Source organism: Chryseobacterium sp. AG363, from assembly GCF_003610675.1.
Taxonomy (GTDB): Bacteria; Bacteroidota; Bacteroidia; order Flavobacteriales; family Weeksellaceae; genus Chryseobacterium; species Chryseobacterium cucumeris.
In genome coordinates this window covers 2,591,950-2,608,238 of record NZ_RAQF01000002.1, presented here as the reverse complement: position 1 = coordinate 2,608,238, position 16,289 = coordinate 2,591,950, and the positions used below count along the sequence as shown (strand labels likewise).

14 protein-coding genes and 1 pseudogene are annotated in these 16,289 nt (G+C 35.7%); 12 read left to right on the top strand and 3 right to left on the bottom strand.

The features are described 5' to 3' along the window. Positions 1 to 32: 32 nt before the first annotated feature. A complete protein-coding gene (locus tag DEU39_RS11780) occupies positions 33 to 326 on the bottom strand; it encodes a TM2 domain-containing protein (RefSeq protein ID WP_120232045.1) in 294 nt (97 codons plus the stop codon). Positions 327 to 478: 152 nt separating this feature from the next. On the opposite strand from DEU39_RS11780, the pseudogene lptB reads away from it, so the two are divergent. The 3 genes and pseudogenes from lptB to DEU39_RS11765 form a co-directional block, all read left to right on the top strand. After that, positions 479 to 1,204, top strand: a pseudogene (lptB, locus tag DEU39_RS11775) (LPS export ABC transporter ATP-binding protein); the annotation flags it as partial. A 503-nt stretch (positions 1,205 to 1,707) separates the two neighbouring features. Continuing rightward, positions 1,708 to 3,435 (top strand): ABC transporter ATP-binding protein, encoded by a 1,728-nt coding sequence (locus DEU39_RS11770; RefSeq protein ID WP_120232240.1) that lies wholly within the window; start codon positions 1,708 to 1,710, stop codon positions 3,433 to 3,435. Positions 3,436 to 3,497: 62 nt separating this feature from the next. Then, the gene (locus DEU39_RS11765) at positions 3,498 to 4,451 is read left to right on the top strand and encodes a helix-turn-helix transcriptional regulator (protein ID WP_062674073.1); all 954 of its coding nucleotides are present in this window, start codon (positions 3,498 to 3,500) and stop codon (positions 4,449 to 4,451) included. Positions 4,452 to 4,610: 159 nt separating this feature from the next. Here the strand turns inward: DEU39_RS11765 and DEU39_RS11760 are convergent, their stop codons facing one another. Next, positions 4,611 to 5,102, bottom strand: coding sequence for a DinB family protein (locus tag DEU39_RS11760; protein ID WP_062674075.1), 492 nt, complete (start codon positions 5,100 to 5,102; stop codon positions 4,611 to 4,613). Between the two features lie 169 nt (positions 5,103 to 5,271). Here DEU39_RS11760 and DEU39_RS11755 point away from each other — a divergent pair, with 169 nt between their 5' ends. The 6 genes from DEU39_RS11755 to DEU39_RS11730 all read left to right on the top strand — a co-directional run bounded on the left by DEU39_RS11755 (position 5,272) and on the right by DEU39_RS11730 (position 12,582). Further along, positions 5,272 to 5,856, top strand: a complete 585-nt coding sequence (locus DEU39_RS11755; RefSeq protein WP_120232044.1) for a hypothetical protein — start codon at positions 5,272 to 5,274, stop codon at positions 5,854 to 5,856. Positions 5,857 to 6,202: 346 nt separating this feature from the next. Next, entirely contained in the window at positions 6,203 to 8,623 is a 2,421-nt protein-coding gene (locus DEU39_RS11750) for a TonB-dependent receptor plug domain-containing protein (protein WP_120232043.1), read from the top strand. Positions 8,624 to 8,803: 180 nt separating this feature from the next. Further along, positions 8,804 to 9,373, top strand: coding sequence for a cob(I)yrinic acid a,c-diamide adenosyltransferase (locus DEU39_RS11745; protein ID WP_041461407.1), 570 nt, complete (start codon positions 8,804 to 8,806; stop codon positions 9,371 to 9,373). After that, a complete protein-coding gene (locus tag DEU39_RS11740) occupies positions 9,363 to 10,010 on the top strand; it encodes a thiamine diphosphokinase (protein ID WP_120232239.1) in 648 nt (215 codons plus the stop codon). The genes DEU39_RS11745 and DEU39_RS11740 overlap by 11 nt, the downstream gene beginning before the upstream one ends. A gap of 179 nt (positions 10,011 to 10,189) precedes the next feature. After that, entirely contained in the window at positions 10,190 to 11,065 is an 876-nt protein-coding gene (locus DEU39_RS11735) for a tyrosine-protein phosphatase (RefSeq protein WP_120232042.1), read from the top strand. Positions 11,066 to 11,187: 122 nt separating this feature from the next. Further along, complete coding sequence (locus DEU39_RS11730; protein WP_062674083.1) at positions 11,188 to 12,582, top strand: arginine decarboxylase; 1,395 nt, start codon at positions 11,188 to 11,190, stop codon at positions 12,580 to 12,582. Positions 12,583 to 12,664: 82 nt separating this feature from the next. Here DEU39_RS11730 and DEU39_RS11725 read toward each other — a convergent pair whose 3' ends face one another. Then, positions 12,665 to 13,324: an HAD family hydrolase gene (locus tag DEU39_RS11725; RefSeq protein ID WP_120232041.1), complete on the bottom strand. Its 660-nt coding sequence runs from the start codon at positions 13,322 to 13,324 to the stop codon at positions 12,665 to 12,667. 212 nt (positions 13,325 to 13,536) lie between these two features. Between DEU39_RS11725 and speB the strand changes: the two genes are divergently transcribed. The 3 genes from speB (at position 13,537) to DEU39_RS11710 (ending at position 16,224) form a co-directional block, all read left to right on the top strand. Beyond that, the gene (gene speB / locus DEU39_RS11720; protein WP_062674087.1) at positions 13,537 to 14,394 is read left to right on the top strand and encodes an agmatinase; all 858 of its coding nucleotides are present in this window, start codon (positions 13,537 to 13,539) and stop codon (positions 14,392 to 14,394) included. A gap of 70 nt (positions 14,395 to 14,464) precedes the next feature. Beyond that, positions 14,465 to 15,307, top strand: coding sequence for a bifunctional helix-turn-helix domain-containing protein/methylated-DNA--[protein]-cysteine S-methyltransferase (locus tag DEU39_RS11715; protein ID WP_123279305.1), 843 nt, complete (start codon positions 14,465 to 14,467; stop codon positions 15,305 to 15,307). Positions 15,308 to 15,615: 308 nt separating this feature from the next. Next, entirely contained in the window at positions 15,616 to 16,224 is a 609-nt protein-coding gene (locus DEU39_RS11710; RefSeq protein WP_062674782.1) for an alpha-ketoglutarate-dependent dioxygenase AlkB family protein, read from the top strand. Positions 16,225 to 16,289: the final 65 nt, after the last annotated feature.

The window sequence follows — 16,289 nt, the reverse complement described above, 5'->3', positions numbered from 1 at the left end:
CTCTTTTTATTTCTAACGAAGTAATAATAATTTTACAACCATCCTTTTTTCCCATACACATACGTATCATCGAATTGTTTATCGCTCATAAAAAGATATAAAATACCTTCGATAAAAGGAATAACAGAGGCAGCACCAAAAGTAACGACATTCAGAACCAACTGAATAATTCCCTCCTTTGTATATCCAAGATAAAATTTATTTAAAGCCAGCCATCCCACAAGAATTCCCAATATAGCTGCAGGGATTTTCTTTTCTGAACGGTAGGGAACATTGCTTTGCTGGTTTTGTACATTTTCTGTTTTTGTATAACCGTAATTTTCCATTTCTTACTATTTATAATTGATTGATGTTTTACGATAAGTAGATTAAAGTAGTGAAAAGTTACAATGGGTTGTAAATGAACAAGTTTGCATTTAACGTAAACAAGTTGATATTAACCTATAAGTGAAGTTTATATTTTTGATATATTTGCCCTATGATTTTACGAGGAGAAAACTTAATCAAGGAATACGGTCCTAAAAAAGTTGTAAAAGGCGTTTCTGTACAGGTTCAACAGGGAGAAATTGTTGGTTTGCTGGGTCCGAATGGAGCAGGGAAAACCACATCGTTTTATATGATTGTAGGGTTGGTTAAGCCCACTTCAGGAAAAATTTTTCTGGATAAGCAGGAGATTACCACCGATGCTATGTACCGAAGAGCCCAGAAGGGAATCGGGTATCTTGCTCAGGAAGCCTCGGTTTTCAGAAAACTATCTGTAGAGGAAAATATCATGGGCGTATTACAGCTGACGAAGCTTTCAAAACGTGAACAGCAGATCAAATGTGATGAACTGATTGAAGAGTTTTCTTTACAGCACGTTCGTAAAAACAGAGGAGACCTTCTTTCCGGGGGAGAAAGACGTAGAACCGAGATTGCACGCTGTCTTGCCACAAGCCCGAATTTCATTCTTCTGGATGAGCCTTTCGCAGGGGTAGACCCGATTGCCGTAGAAGATATTCAGAAAATCGTAAGAAGTCTTGTGGATAAAAATATCGGAATTCTGATTACCGACCACAACGTGCAGCAAACCCTGGCGATTACAAACAAAACCTATATTATGTTTGAAGGAAAGATCCTGAAAGAAGGACTTCCGGAAGATCTTGCCAATGATCCGCAGGTAAGAGAAGCCTATCTGGGTGAAAACTTCGTTTATCAGAGTATTTTAGATAAACCTAAAAAGAAGAAATATGCTTACAATATCTGGGCAGGTAACTTTGATTCCAAAGCACAGCTGCAGGGATTTGTCAATGAAAATTTCAGTCAGTTTGATGATCTTAGATTGTTACATGGCTTTGAAGAAGTCAGCTTTGCTACCTTAGCAAATTCTGAAATTGAACATATTTTTAATGATGTAGTGGATAAAAATGCCAACAACTCATTTGTTTTGCAGAAAAAGGAAATCAATTCCCAATATTCTCTGGAACAGGCAGAAGCAGAGTCTAAAGAAGCCAGCAGAAAAGAGCTGCACTACCTTACAACTTATGTATTTGAAGGATAAAATATAAGCATTCATTTGCTGAACATGATAATAAAACGTACCTTTTTCTTTTGAAAGCGGTACGTTTTTCATTTAAAATGATTTCTATGGCTAAACCTTTTAACAGAACCGTTACCTTATTCGGAATCTATAAACAACTTGTTCCATTCATCAGACCTTATCGTCCCATGATTTACGGAACACTGTTTCTTACTTTTCTGGGAGCTCTTGCAGCACAGGTGAACCCGATTGTTTTGAAATATACCGTAGATGAGGTGACTAAACTTACACATCTTCCACATCCGATGTCGGAGGGGATTCATATTCTCATTATTATTTCCATTATTTTACTGGGAAAAGAACTGTTAAACATCTTTATCAACTTCGGCCAGAAATTTTATGGCGAAAAAATCAGGATTAATGTGAGCTCCGTGCTGGCACAATCAGCCATTGATAAGATTTTAACCTACAGAGTCGCTTATTTTAATGATGAAAACCATGAATCCGGAAAATTACAGATCAGAATAGACCGCGGAATAGAAAGTCTTACCAGATTGGTTCAGAACTTTTTTATTGATATCCTTCCTCTTTTTTCCAATGCCATTATTGCCCTCATCATTATGTATATGCAGAATGTGTATGTGGGACTGGTTTCTACGATTATTGTTCCGATCTATTTCTACATCAGCTCCCTGCAGGCCAAAAAACTGGGCGGAGTGAGACGCCAGCTTAGGAATCAGAGAGAAAAAAAGACCTCCGGACTTTTGAACCTGATCAATTCTATTATGGTTATTAAAAGCTTTGTCCGTGAAAAATTTGAAGGGAAAAAACAATATGACCTTCAGATGGAGCTGATGGAAAGCCAGATGATCACAAGGAGAACCAATTTTATTTATGATGGTTTAAAAACGTTCATTGAACAATTTGGAGTTGTTTTGATTATCCTTTTAACCGTTTATCTTGTACTTGACCAGCAAATGACCATTGGAGCAATTATGCTTCATATTATGCTTTTCAACAATGTTTCGGCACCGATCCGGCAGCTTCACAGGATTTATGATGATATGAACGATGCCATGATCTATGCTGAAGGGTATTTCGATATTTTAAATGCAGGTCATGAAACAGAATCCAACGGAAGCTTTGTAGAAAAAGAAATCAAAGGAACTTTTGAATTGAAAAATGTTGATTTCACCTATCCCAATGGTACGAAAGCTTTACATAATGTTTCCATGAAAATTGAAAACGGAAAGACGACAGCTTTGGTAGGGTTGAGCGGTGCAGGAAAATCAACGGTGATCAATCTTTTGTGTAAATTCTATCTTCCGGATTCCGGGGAGATTCTTTTGGATGGAGTCAACCTTAATGAATATGAAAATACTTTCCTGAGAAGTGATCTGGGGCTGGTACTTCAGAAAAATCATATCTTTCAGGGAAGCATAGAAGATAATATCCGTTACGGCGATATGAATGCCGGTTTTGAAAAAATTCAGGAGGCTGCAAAAAAAGCTTATCTGCACGATCAGATCATGGATCTTCCTGAAAAATACCAGCATGATGCCACCCAGCTTTCAGGAGGACAGCAGCAGAGAATTGCCATTGCCAGACTGTTCCTTAAAAATCCACCGATTATTTTTCTGGATGAACCAACAGCTAGTCTGGATGCCATTGCTACAGAACAGATCAAAAATTCTCTGGATGCTATTAAAGAAGGAAGAACGGTGATCATTATTTCCCATTCTCTTTCACAGATTCTGGATTCCGATACCATTTATGTGATGAAAAAAGGCAGAGTGGTTGAAAATGGAACTCATGATGAATTGTACAATAAAGAAGGAACATACCGTGAGATTTTTGATGCCTCTGCCCGTAGTCTTAATCTCGATAAACTGGTGAATACTTTTAAAGAAAATTAAAATCAAAAAGTCATCCCATTTATAAGTAATACCTCAAAAAAGAATTTTAGCTTTGTTCCATCATGAACGATCACTATCTTAAAAAACTCGATAGGGTAACAGCTATCCTTACCCAGTTACAGTCGAAACCTGTTGTACGCGCTCAGGATCTGGCTGAAAAGTTTGATGTAAGTATCAGAACTATTTACCGTGATGTAAAAACCCTGGAAAATGCCGGTATTCCTATTGTGGGAGAAGCTGGAAACGGCTATTCTTTAATGGAAGGCTATAAGCTTCCTCCGATCATGTTTACCAAAGAAGAAGTGTTAAGTTTCATTACCGCTGAAAAGCTGATGCAGAAATTTTCCCACCAAAGTCTGGGGAATCATTATCAGGCTGCGATGGAAAAAGTACGTTCTGTACTGAAATATTCTGATAAAAATCTGATTAAGAATATTGAAAAGCAAATAGATGTTTTCAGTTTTCATACAGATTCGGGAGATTCACTGAAAAACGTAATTCCTATTATCCTGGAAAGTATTGCGGAGAAAACCCAGCTCAATATCAGATATAAGACGGTAGATGGAAGAGTGAATAACAGAACGATTGAAACAGTCGGGATGTTTTTTGAATTTAATATCTGGTACATCATGGCATACTGTACCCTGAGGAAAGATTTCAGACAGTTTCGTATCGACAGAATTCTGGAAATCTCAAAAACACAGAATCCTTTCCTGCAGGAATACGGACAGGTAAATGATTACCGTAAAAAGTCAAATGGAAATAAAGTTAAAGCCAAACTTCTGGTTGACAAAAAGATCATGAATCATTTGGTAAATTCTAAAAAATACTATGGATTGATAGAAGAAGTAGAAACCGAACGGGGGATGGAACTCACTTTTGAAACAGAATGGATCAGTGATGGATTTCCCCGCTGGCTCATTACTTTTGCAGATTATGCTACCGTTCTGGAGCCGGAAAGTCTTCGCATCCGTTTGAATGAACTGCTTGTAAAAATGGTTGAAAGACATCAATAATAAAACCCCAACAAGACTGTTGAGGTTTAAAGACTTAATTGAGGCAATAAATGAAATGGTTTAAGGAAAAGGCAGAATTGCAAAAAAGTCAATTTGTTGTGTCGCAAAAAAAGATATAAGTTTTGGTTACCCTTTCTGCAATTTTACCTTCTCAGTGCATTAAAATCTCTCCCAGAAGAAAGGGGGTTCAATTCCTAAAGCTCTCAGATAAACGTATCCTTGTCCACGGTGATGAACTTCATTATCTACAAAATAAAGAATGTTCTGATATACCGGAAATTCATATTGTCCGAATAAATTGAAAGTCTCCTGAAAACGTTCTTCAGAAATCTGATTGAAATAATGGTTGATCACTTCCGTTTCTTCATCCCATTTTTTCAAAATTTCTTCCTTGGTTTTCGGATTAAAAGCTTCTTCACTGTAAGCTTCCATATTTCCTTCCACAATTCCTTTTAAAGCAGGCCCGCCAATGCTGATCAGTTCTACTGCCAGTTTTGCAAATGGTCTCATTCCGCCTACAGAAAATTCAAATAGCTCTTTTTCAGGAAAAGATTCAATCACTCTTCTTGTAAGATTTCTGTGTCCTTGCCAATCTTCTAATAGCTGTTCAGATGTCATGAATTGTTTCGTAGCTGTTGCTGTAGTTGTCATAATGTATTTGGTTTGTTTGTTGTTGATACAAAGGTAAGAGAGAGTTATGACAACAGTTTGTCAGTAGGATTTCGTATAATAAAAAAATATTTTTTTTTCTTAAAATATTGATCCCTACTTTTGCGTTAGAAGAAAAGTATATTAATAAAAAACCGCCATTATTAGAATTATGAAGAAGTATATTTTGCCTGTTATTACTGCTTTTTTATTAGTATCATGCAATAAGATAGAGGAAAAAATAGATCAGACCGTTCATAAAACAACTGAAACTGTACAGCAAAAAACACAACAGGTGGTGGAAGAAACCGTAAAGAAGACGGTCAATGAATCTATCAATTCTTTAACCAACTCTGAGGATGTTAAGTTTAATACTGTTTTCCCAAGTACTGGAGCATCTATTGTTTCTGAAGAAAAAGGAAAGAAAATCAAAATTCCCGGAAGGCCTGAAGGATATATTTTTAAATATAAAGCTGATATTGCAGTTTTACTTCCGTTTTTAGAAAGCCAGCCTACTTCTGATGAAAATAAATCTGATAAAACTGCCCGTAAGATCGATGGCCAGAATATCATTGATAAAATAAGTTTTATATCGAAATTTCTTCCTGACAATACTTTTGATACCCGTATTCTGGAAGATATTAAATCTGATAAAAACATTCAGTATTATAAACTGAAAAGATTTCCGAACAGTAGTACTATTATCTACAACCCAAAAAATCAGACCATCATACAATACGTAGAGGTAAATAAATAATTTGGATATGGCCGGTTTCTCCCGGCCATTTTTTATTCCTGGTCATTTCATTCATTGCGGTCATAGTCAAAGCAATCTCAATCCGTCTGAAAACTACATGTCAGAACGAATTAAATCATGTTTATTTTTCTGATATTAAGGGATTGATTTTTTTATGCAAATGTGACATTAATGATTTATTTTTTTTCATGTTATTAATAAATCAATTTACGTTTCGTGTATTAATTTGTTATTTGATGAAATGGCATAGTTTTCGCAAATATTAAATAAGATTATTATTGTATTTTTTATTTTTGTATTTAATGTTAATTTTTTCATTAGTTTTATTGAATAATTAACAATTAACATGAAGGAAAATTTATTTAATAGAAAAATCTATGTCTTAGTATTAAGCGGAGCTGGTGTTATGGGATATGCTCAGGACAGCATAAAACAAAATAAAATAGATGAAGTGGTGGTTACCACGGGTAGAACAAAGCCCAGAACCATCATTACCTCAGCAATTCCTATTGATAATATTTCCGCCGTACAATTAAAATCCACAGGTCAGGTTACTTTTGACAAAGCTTTAACCTATGCTGTTCCCTCTTTTAATTCATCACAACAAACTGTTTCTGATGCGACAGCTCACTTTGATCCGGCAGATTTAAGAGGATTAGGACCTTCCAGAACCTTGGTTTTGGTGAATGGTAAAAGAAAAAATCAAAGTGCTTTAATTTATGTAAACGATACGCCGGGAAAAGGTGAAGTAGGTACAGATCTGAAAAGTATTCCTTCAGCAGCCTTACAAAACGTAGAGGTCCTGAGGGATGGAGCGTCTGCACAATACGGATCTGATGCTATTGCAGGAGTCATTAATATTATTCTTAAGAACAGTGTAGGGAAAAGCACTGTCAATGTTTTTTCAGGTATTACTTCAAAAGGAGACGGTTTTAATATTGGAGCAGATTTTAATACGGGAATCAAAGTAGCAAAAACCGGAAGTCTGAATCTTACATTCGGATTTTCCTCTCAAAATAAAACAAACCGCGCAGGTTCTGTTACAAAAGATGAACTTTTTGGCGTGGATAATGCCTGGACTCAGGCCAATCCCGGTTTAGGAATGATTATAGGGCAGCCGGAGACCAAAGTGGGCAATATGTTTGTGAATTTTGAATTGCCAACAGGTGAAACAGGCAAATTTTATGCTTTTGGGGGTACGACTTACAGAAATGGGACCAGTTTTGCTTTGTATAGAACACCTTATTGGGTAACTTCAGATTTTGGTTTATTAACTCCAAAAGGACAACCTTACAACGGATTTCAACCGGAATTTAAAACAGATGTTTATGATTATAATTTAACTTCCGGATGGAAAGGTATGTTTGGAAAATGGAGTTTTGATGGAAGTGCAACCTTTGGTTCTAATGCCGTAGATTATGCTGTAGCAAATACCATTAATACTTCTTTAGGAGCAAGTTCACCAACTTATTTTAAAGCAGGTGGGCACCAGTTCAGTAACATTATAGGAAACGTAGATATCAGCCGGGATTTTGGTGCGCTTGTTTTAGGAGCCGGAGCTGAAGTACGTAATGAAAATTATCAGGCAAAAGCAGGAGAAGAAGCATCTTATATAGGAAGTGGTGCAGAATCTTTTCCAGGACTGCAGCCTCAAAATGAAGTCAATAAAAACCGTCAGAATATCGGAGCTTATTTGAATGCGGAATGGGATGTTACGAAAAACTTATTAGTTGGAGGAACGGTGAGGTATGAAAATTTCAGTGATTTCGGAAATAATGTTTCATGGAAAGGAAATGCAAGGTATAAATTACTAGATGATAAATTGGTTTTCCGTGGATCTGTTTCTACTGGATTCCGTGCTCCTTCATTACACCAGATTTATTATTCTAATGTTCAAACCAAAATTACAGGGAATACGGTTGCTAATCAGGGCACTTTTAATAACGACTCTCAAATTATAAGATCTGACCTTGGGGTACCTAAATTAAATGCTGAAAAAGCCTTTAACATTACAGGAGGATTGGCCGTAAAACCTTTTAAAAACCTTACTATTACAGCAGATTATTATAGAATAAAAATTAAAGACAGGGTACTTTTCTCTGGAGATATTGGATACAAAACCGGTGCTCCGGGAAGTCCGGACCTAACAAACCCTGTAGAAGTAATATTAAACAATAACAAAATAACCTCTCTGAAGTTTTTCACCAATGCTGTGAATACGGTAACTGAAGGGGTAGATTTTGTAGCTAATTATTATACTTCTGCTATTGGCAAGGGAAAACTGGGAATTATTGCTGCTTTCAATTATAACGAAACTAAAATAGTAGATAATATTGCCGTTCCACCGATTTTGGCTCAAAATGGTTACTCAGAAAACTTTTTTGATAGAAAAGAACAATCCAGAATCATCTCTGCAAGACCAAAAACAAAAACGATTCTGAGTCTTTCGTATGACATTACCAAGTTTAATTTTAACCTTAATAATACATATTTTGGTTCGGTTACATGGCAGCATGCCACGGATCCTGCCAAAGATCAGACATTCTCTGGTAAAGTAGTTACAGACATAGTTTTAACCTATAAAATCACGAATGATCTTAAAGTTTCCGGAGTGGTAAATAATTTATTTAATATTTATCCGGATGTGATAGACAGCAAGGGAGATGTAGTGACAGATCTTGGAGGAAGATTCAAATATCCGTGGGAGGTCAACCAGTTTGGATTTAACGGAACCACTTTTCAGCTTAATGTTAATTACACTTTTTAATGTATAAATAAATAATTAGTGCTTCAATATAGGGAAAGTAACCCCAAAAGATATAAAAGCCATCTACGCAAATACTAACTGACATTAATTTCTAATGTCAGTTTTATTTTTTAAGATAGAACAGGAAGTTATTACTACATTTTACTTTTTACATTGTATAAAAAAAGGTATTTTAGTACTATGAAAATTTATACAAAGACAGGAGATAAAGGTCAGACTGCATTGTATGGCGGAACAAGAGTTTCCAAAGCCAGTGCAAGAGTAGACAGTTATGGAAATATAGATGAGCTGAATTCGTTCATCGGAATTGCAAAAAGCCATATCGAAGATGAAGAAGTGTTGAGACAGCTGAAGAAAATCCAGTTTGATTTATTCACTGTAGGTTCAGAGGCTGCAACCCCTGTGGATAAGCTGATGCTTGCCAACGGGAAATCACGTCTTCCGATTATTATTTCAGAAACAGAAATTGAAGAGTTGGAACAATGGATGGATGCTTTTGATGAAAAGCTGGAACCGCTTCAGTATTTTATCCTGCCAGGTGGAGGAAAACCGGCAACTTTTTTACACGCAGCAAGAACCATCTGCAGAAGAGCAGAACGTTCACTGGTATTTCTGAATGAATCAGAAGAAGTTCGTCCCGAATTGATTAAATATTTAAACAGGCTTTCAGATTATCTTTTTGTATTGGCCAGATATATTTCAAAACTGAACAATGAACCGGAAGAATACTGGAATCCGAATGAGAGATAAGGCATTACTTTTCATCAACGGTGATGCTCCAAAATCATTACCCGATCCGGAAAATTATGATTTGATTGCCTGTACAGACGGGGCTTTCCATTATTTAAAAAGAATGAGCTTTCCTTTGAATAAGCTGGATTTTATTTCCGGTGATTTTGATTCTCATTCCGGATCAGATGAAGATATGTATGAAGGGAAATTTATCCTTACGTTAGATCAGGAAAAAACAGATTTTCATAAAGCGTTGGAAATCATTCAGGAAAGAGGTTTTTCAGAAGTTGATGTTTTTGGAGGAAGTGGAGGCGAACAGGATCATTTTCTGGGAAATCTTACTGTTGCCTATGGATTCAAAGAGCAGATAAAAATAAAATTTTACGATGAATTTTCAGAGTATTATTTTATTCCCCATTATTTCACACTGAAAGGAGTTAAAAACAGAATGATCTCTCTATATCCTTTTCCATCAGTAAATAATATCACAACAAAAGGTCTCAATTGGCCTTTGACCAATGAAAGTCTAAGCATCACTTCAAGAATAGGAACCCGGAATTTCGCTGTTGAAGATGAGGTTTCTATAGAGTATGAATCAGGGGATGTCTTATTTTTTGTAGGGATTAAGGAGATTGAATATCCGACAATTTATTAGAGTGATTATAATCAATAGAAATGGGCCTTACCCATTGTAAAAAAAGACTGTCATTAAACACAAATAACACCAATGTTTTTCACAAATGGCACGAATTTTATATCAATCGGAACGGGCTTCAGTCCGTATAATAAAAATACAAGAATCCATTGGCTTCAGCCAAAACTTATTAAAAACCATTGAATAAACTAATCAAAATATCAGTTTTTACCATTTCATTATGCTGTATTTTCTCATGCAAAACACAGCATTTTGAAACACCCGAATATGGAAAAAATGAAACTGAAAAAGTAATTCATATCAAGAAAGTAATTAATTTCCGTACGGTAGGAAATATCAAAAATGCAGATGGAAGAACTTTAAAAGAAGGAAAATTTTACCGGAGTGCCCATCTTCATAAGCTTAAAAAGAAATCTTTTGACGATTTTGAAAAACTCGGGATCAAAGAAATTATTGATCTTAGAAACTCAAAGGAAATTGCTGAAAAACCGGATCAGCTACCTTCAGAAACGGATTACAAAAAATATTCAGCGTTTGAAGATAAAGGAGATCAACTGGCTCAGGCCAAGAAGCTCGTTCTTAAAGGCAAAGTAAACGCTTCCGACGCAGATAAAAGAATGATTGATTTCTATCGTGAGTATGTGACAGAAAACCCGGAAACGATAAAAAAGATTATTACAGAAATTCTGGAGTCCAAAGATCCGATTCTTTACCACTGTACCGCAGGAAAAGACAGAACCGGAATTACCACCGCATTAATTCTTACCATTCTGAAATTTGATAAAGAGACTATTTACAACGAATATCTTTTATCCAATAATTACAGAAAAAATCTTGTTCAAAAAAGATTACGCCTTGCCAATACCTTACATTTCCTCTATCCTAAAATGGATTTACAGGTGCTGGAAAAATTGAGTTGGGTAGAAAAAAGATATCTTGATGCAGCTTTTGAGGAGATCAATAAAAAGTATGGTTCTACAGATGGCTATATTCAGCAGGTATTAGGGATTTCAGATGCCAAAAGGAATGAATATATTCAAAAGTTTACGTATTGATTATCAGAGATAAATTTCTACAAGATTCAATATTGGGTGTTTATTTAAAATTATAATAATTTTAACACCTAAAAATGAAAGTTTTTTAGCAATTTTGCATTTCTTAATTCACTTGTTTAGAAATGAAAATAAAGTACTCGGAACTTATTGATCAGACATTATATTTTCCTACGGAGGAATTTAATGTTTCTGAGAACAATTTGTTGTTTCACGACGTTCCACTCATGGACGTAGTTGAACAATTTGGCACTCCGCTAAAGATTAGCTATCTGCCGAGAATTTCCCAAAATATTCAGAAAGCAAAAAGCTGGTTTAAAGAAGCTTTTGAAAAAACCGAATATAGAAAGAATTATACCTACTGCTACTGCACAAAATCCAGTCATTTTAATTTTGTATTGGAAGAAGCATTGAAAAATGATATTTCAATAGAAACTTCTTCTGCTTATGATATGGATATTGTAAAGTCTCTTTATGAAAAAGAGAAAGTAGATAAAAATATTGAAGTTATCTGTAATGGTTTCAAAACTGATGATTATCTGGCAAAGATTTCAGATATGATCAACAGCGGTTTTGAAAATATTACTCCGATTCTTGATAATTACAGAGAATTGGATAAACTTACGGAAAGCATCGATTCTACCTTTAATATCGGAATCAGAATTGCATCAGAGGAAGAACCGAAGTTCGAATTCTATACCTCAAGACTAGGAATCGGATATAAAGATATCATTCCTTACTATAGTCAGAAGATCGCAGAACATCCGAATGCAAGATTGAAAATGCTTCACTTCTTCATCAATACCGGGATTAAAGATACTTCTTACTACTGGAATGAATTGTACAAATGTCTTCGTGTATATGCACGTTTGAAGAAAATCGCTCCTGAAGTAGATTCATTGAACATCGGAGGTGGTTTTCCAATCAAAACTTCTTTGAACTTTGATTATGACTATCAGTATATGGTAGAAGAAATCGTTTCACAGATCAAAAAATTCTGTGAAGAAGAAGGGGTGGAAGAACCTAATATCTATACTGAGTTCGGAAGCTTTACCGTAGGGGAAAGTGGAGCAAATCTTTATAAAATTATTTCTCAGAAACGTCAGAACGACAGAGAAAAATGGAATATGATTGACTCTTCTTTCATGACCACTCTTCCTGATACATGGGCAATTTCAAGACACTTTATCATGCTTCCGCTTAACCGTTGGGAAGATACGTATGAAAGAGTATTCCTTGGAGGACTGACTTGTGACTCGGATGATTATTATAACTCAGAACAGCATACTAACGCAATTTATTTACCGGTCTTCAGTGATACAAAACCTCTGTATATCGGATTTTTCCACACTGGAGCGTATCAGGAAACCATCGGAGGATATGGTGGAGTACACCACTGTCTGATGCCTCAGCCAAGACACGTCCTGATTCAGAAAGATGAAAACGGTGAATTGCAATACGAAATTTTCCGTGAAAAACAGGAACCTGAAGATGTATTGAAACTTCTTGGTTATAAATAATTTTACAATCATAGAAAAGTCAATTGGCTTTAGCCAAAACTTATAGAAAACAAAAGCTCTCAGATTCTGAGAGCTTTTTTATCTAAAAATATTTTGAAATTTTGTCCAGTTCCAGATCTTCATAATCAGAAACTACTGTATCTGCTAACGTGTAATCCTGATTTTTAGAATGTGGACTTCTGTATGCGGCACAGAAAATTTTTGCTCTGTGAGCTGCCAGAATTCCGTTGGTAGAATCCTCAATAACCATACAGTTTTCAACAGGTTCTCCGGCCATTTCTGCCGCCAGTAAGAAAACTTCAGGATGAGGTTTTGATTCTTTTAAATCGGCGCCGCTAATCTTTCCACTGAAATATTGCTCCAGTCCGAATTTTTCAAAAACCATATTGATGGTTACCATCGTTGCAGAAGAAGCCAGAATCAGCTTGACTCCATTTTCGTGATAATGCTCGATCAGTTTTCTTACTCCAGGAATTAAGTCAAACTCATCATCATTATCAAAATAATCTTTGAAATGAGATCTTTTGATTCCTGCAATGGCTTCATAAGTCTGATCTAAATTAAATTCATTAATCAATGTCTCAGAGACTCTTTTGGTGGAAGCACCAGTAAAAGAGGTGTAAAGCTCCTCGGAAACTACAATTTCCAGTTCGTCAAAAGTTTTGAAATAAGCTTTTCTATGTAATGGTTCCGTATCTACAATGACTCCATCCATATCGAAAAGTACAGCTTTTAAAGGCATATAATGAGTTTTATACAAAAATAGCTATTTGAGTCGAGAGTGGAAAGGGAAGAGGTAACAGATGATAGGTTTTAGGTAGAAGATAATATACTATGAGTGGTAAATTCTGATCCTCATAAACTCTCCTACACTCTTACTCTCCAACTCATAAACTCTTTGTATCTTTGTGGTCAATATTTCAATTTTAAAACATTAAAATTTTTAAATAAAGCATGAGAACATACGCAGGAATTCCCGAGGAAAACGCAACGTTAGAGAATTCGAAAGTAATGTTGGTAACTGTTCCTTATGATGGAACTTCAACATGGGGGAAAGGAGCTGATAAAGGTCCGGAATTATTCTTAAACGCTTCCGAAAACATGGAGCTTTACGATATTGAAACTCAAACAGAACCTTACTTACAGGGAGTTTACTTAGCAGGAGAAGTTTCTGAAAATTCTTCACCGGAAGCAATGACGGAAGCGGTTTATCAGAAAACAAAAGAACTTTTGAACAATGATGGTAAATTATTTACTCTTTTTGGAGGAGAGCACTCTGTTTCTATCGGTTCTATCCGTGCGGTAGGAGAGAAGTTTGAAAACCTTACTGTTCTTCAGTTGGATGCTCACACAGATTTACGTCCTGAGTTCCACGGTTCTACTTCCAACCATGCTTGTGCAGTTTTTGAAGCAAATCAGAAGCATAACTTAGTGCAGGTGGGAATCCGTTCTATGGATATTGAAGAAGCGCAATATTTACCTGAAGGAAGAGTATTCTTTGCTCACGAAATTGCCAACAACGAAAACTGGATCAATGATGTATTGGAGAAAGTATCAGGAAATGTGTATATCACAATAGATTTAGATGCTTTTGATCCTTCTATTGCTCCATCTACAGGAACTCCTGAGCCAGGTGGATTACAATGGTATCCAACTCTGGAATTATTAAGAAAAGTATTTGAAAAATGTAACGTAGTAGCATTTGACATTGTAGAATTGATGGATTCTCCAATGGCTAAGCCAACGGCTTTCCTTTCTGCGAAGTTATATTACAAAATGCTTGCTTACTACGATATTTATAACAACAACTAATATTCCGCAAGAATCGGATTTTTTCTGCCGTATATTCTTTGGAAATTTGTGAGGTAAAAACAATAATATGATATCCACACAAAGTCAGATAGATTATAACAGAATTGCCAAGGCGATAGAATATATCCAGAGCAATTTCAGGCTTCAGCCAAGTTTGGAGGAAGTGGCAGAGAATATTCACTTGAGCCCGGCTCATTTTCAGAAGATCTTTACAGATTGGGCAGGAACAAGTCCGAAAAAATTTTTACAGTTCATCAGTCTTGAACATGCTAAAAATTTATTGAAGGAAGAAAAAGCAAGTTTATTTGATACCGCTTATGAGACAGGCCTTTCCAGTACCAGCAGGCTTCATGACCTGTTTGTAAAGATTGAAGGAATGTCTCCGGCAGAATATAAAAACGGAGGAAAAAGCCTCAGTATTCATTACAGTTTTTCCGAAAGTCCTTTCGGGAATTTATTAGTAGCTTCTACAGAAAAAGGAATCTGCTATATGGCTTTTGAAGACGATAAAGAAAAAGCATTCGGGGAACTGAAGCAAAAGTTTCCCAATGCTTCTTTTATTGAAAAACAGGATACTCTTCAAAAGAATGCACTGTCCATATTCGATAAAGACTGGACAAAACTCAACACAATAAAACTACACTTAAAAGGTACCGATTTTCAGTTGAAAGTATGGGAAAGTCTATTGACCATTCCGATGGGAAAGCTTTCTACGTATGGCAGCCTGGCAGAAAAAATTGGGAATCCTAAAGCTTCCAGAGCTGTTGGAACGGCTATCGGAAGTAATCCGGTTGCATTTCTTATTCCATGTCACCGCGTGATTCAGTCTACAGGGCATCTGGGAGGTTACAGATGGGGAAGTGATAGGAAGCAGCTTATTGTAGGTTGGGAAGGATCCCATATTTACTCTTAAAATATTTTATCACAAAAGGCACAAAAGGAATCTACATTATTAAGTTTTGGCTAAAGCCAATGGATTAGATTATTTTTTTTAATGGGCTTAAGTTCTTTCCGATTGATATAAAATTCGTGTCATTTGTGAATAACATTGGTGCCATTTGTGTTTAATGAAAGAATCTTTTGTGACTTTTGCGGTTGAAAAATATTAAATTTAAATTTCGACTAAAGTCTGTTTCTATTGATATAAAATTCGTGTCATTTGTGAAAAAACATTGGTGTAATTTGTGTTTAATAATAAAAACATTTAATTAGAAAACTATGATGAGTCTCTTCGAAGAAATATCAGATTATCCACTGAATATCCTTCCCCATGATGGAACTGTTCATTATTACGGTAAGGTTTTCTCCAAAGAACAATCAGATTTTTACTATGATTATCTGCTCAGCCAGATTCCGTGGGAAAATGATGAAGCACTGATTTTTGGAAAATTAATTTTAACTAAAAGGAAAGTAGCCTGGTTTGGAGAAAAAGCTTTTGAATATACCTATTCGAAACGAACAAAATATGCCCAATTCTGGACTCCCGAATTACTGGAACTGAAGAAAAAATGTGAAGAAGTTTCGGGCGAAACCTACAATTCATGTCTGCTCAATTTATATCACGACGGAAGCGAAGGTATGGCTTACCACAGCGATGGGGAAACAGATCTGAAGAAACATGGAGCTATTGCTTCTTTAACCTTTGGAGCGGAAAGAAAATTTTTATTCAAACATAAAACAACCAAAGAAAAGGCAGAAATATTCCTCGAAAACGGAAGCTTATTAATTATGAAAGGAACCACTCAGGACCACTGGCTTCATAGACTTCCTCCCACTACAAAAGTGAAAACACCCAGAGTAAACCTGACCTTCAGAACCATTGAAGAATAGTTTTTAAAAGAATATTTATCCACAATTTTTGTTTATTACCTTTATCAATAGAAGTGGGCTTTAGC